Below are 1,918 nucleotides of genomic sequence, written 5' to 3'. Positions count from 1 at the left end.
TGCGCGTTGAGGGCCCCTTTTGTGATGCGGGGGTCGTTGCCTTCGCTGAGGGCGATTATGGGACGGGTGGCCGGAGCGTTTTGCCGCAACAGCTCGACGGGTGTCAGGGTCATGTGCTCCGGCCTCGTCCTGGGGTTATGCGCCCTGCGCCTTCATGTCATCGGCGCTGATACCGGCGACGGCGACGGGTTTTTTCATTGCGTCGCGGCGGAAAGGCTCGCCAAGCTCCTGGTTGATCAGGGCCTCGATCAGCGTGGTGATGCCGTTCTTCTGGTCCTCGATCGCCTGGTTCAGCGCCGCGGTCAGCTCGTCCTGGGTGCGGGCGACAACGCCTTTCAGGCCACAGGCCTGCGCGATACCGGCATAAGACACCTTGGTGTCCAGCTCGGTGCCCACGAAGTTGTCGTCGAACCACAGGGTCGAGTTGCGCTTTTCCGCGCCCCACTGGTAGTTGCGGAACACGATCTGGGTCACGGCGGGCCATTCCTCGCGGCCGATGGCGGTCAGTTCGTTCACCGCGATGCCAAAGGCACCGTCACCGGCAAAGCCCACAACCGGAACATCCGGGCAGCCGATCTTGGCGCCAACGACGGCGGGCAGGCCATAGCCGCAGGGGCCGAACAGGCCCGGTGCCAGGTATTTGCGACCCTCTTCAAACGACGGATAGGCGTTGCCGATGGCGCAGTTGTTGCCGATGTCCGAGCTGATGATCGCCTCTTTCGGCAGCGCCGCCTGAATGGCGCGCCACGCCATGCGCGGGCTCATCCAGTCGGGCTTGGCCGCGCGGGCACGCTGGTTCCAGGTGGTGCCCGGATCGTCATCCTCGTGGGTCATCGAGGTCAGTTCCTGCGCCCAGGCCGATTTCTTCTGCGCGATGCGCTCTTTGCGCTCCTTGCGGCCTTCGTCACCGGCGGTGTCGCTCAGCTGGGCCAGAATGCCCTTTGCCACCTTGGCGGCGTCGCCGATGATGCCGACGCTGACCGCTTTGGTCAGGCCGATACGGTCGGGGTTGATGTCGACCTGGATGATCTTCGCATCCGCGGGCCAGTAGTTGATGCCATAGCCCGGCAGGGTCGAGAACGGGTTCAGACGGGTGCCGAGGCACAGGACAACATCCGCCTCGCTGATCAGCTCCATCCCTGCTTTCGAACCGTTATAGCCCAGCGGACCGGCAAACAGCGGGTGGCTGCCCGGGAAGGCGTCATTGTGCTGGTAGCCGACGCAGACCGGCGCATCCAGACGCTCGGCCAGTGCTTTCGACGCCTCGATGCCGCCCTCGGCCAGAACCACACCGGCCCCGTTCAGGATCACCGGGTTCCTGGCGTTCGACAGCAGCTCGGCCGCCTGGGCCACGGCGCTTTCGCCGCCCGAGGGGCGCTCGAACTCGACAATGGCGGGCAGGTCGATATCGACAACCTGGGTCCACATGTCGCGCGGGATGTTCAGCTGGGCCGGGGCGCTGGCGCGCTTGGCCTGCATGATCACACGGTTCAGAACCTCGCAGACGCGGGTCGGGTCGCGGACCTCTTCCTGATAGGCGACCATGTCCTCGAACAGCTTCATCTGCTCGACTTCCTGAAAGCCCCCCTGACCGATGGTCTTGTTGGCCGCCTGCGGGGTCACCAGCAGCAGCGGTGTGTGGTTCCAATAGGCGGTCTTGACGGCGGTCACGAAGTTGGTGATGCCCGGACCGTTCTGCGCGATCATCATCGACATCTTGCCGGTGGCCCGGGTGTAGCCATCCGCCATCATCCCCGCGCTGCCCTCATGCGCACAGTCCCAGAACATGATCCCAGCCTTCGGAAACAGATCCGAAATCGGCATCATCGCAGAGCCAATGATCCCAAACGCATGCTCAATACCATGCATCTGCAAAACCTTAACAAAGGCCTCTTCCGTCGTCATCTTCATAGGGGTG

Annotated in this window: 1 protein-coding gene; it reads right to left on the bottom strand. The window is 63.9% G+C overall.

The genetic code is table 11. The features are described 5' to 3' along the window. Positions 1-135 precede the first annotated feature (135 nt). Positions 136-1,911, bottom strand: coding sequence for a sulfoacetaldehyde acetyltransferase (xsc, locus tag I9182_RS20315; protein ID WP_209599474.1), 1,776 nt, complete (start codon positions 1,909-1,911; stop codon positions 136-138). Positions 1,912-1,918: the final 7 nt, after the last annotated feature.

This window comes from Ruegeria sp. HKCCSP351 (assembly GCF_017872535.1).
In the GTDB taxonomy this organism is placed as follows: domain Bacteria; phylum Pseudomonadota; class Alphaproteobacteria; order Rhodobacterales; family Rhodobacteraceae; genus Ruegeria.
The sequence above is the reverse complement of the archived record's forward strand: the minus strand, read 5'-3'. Positions and strand labels throughout refer to the sequence as shown.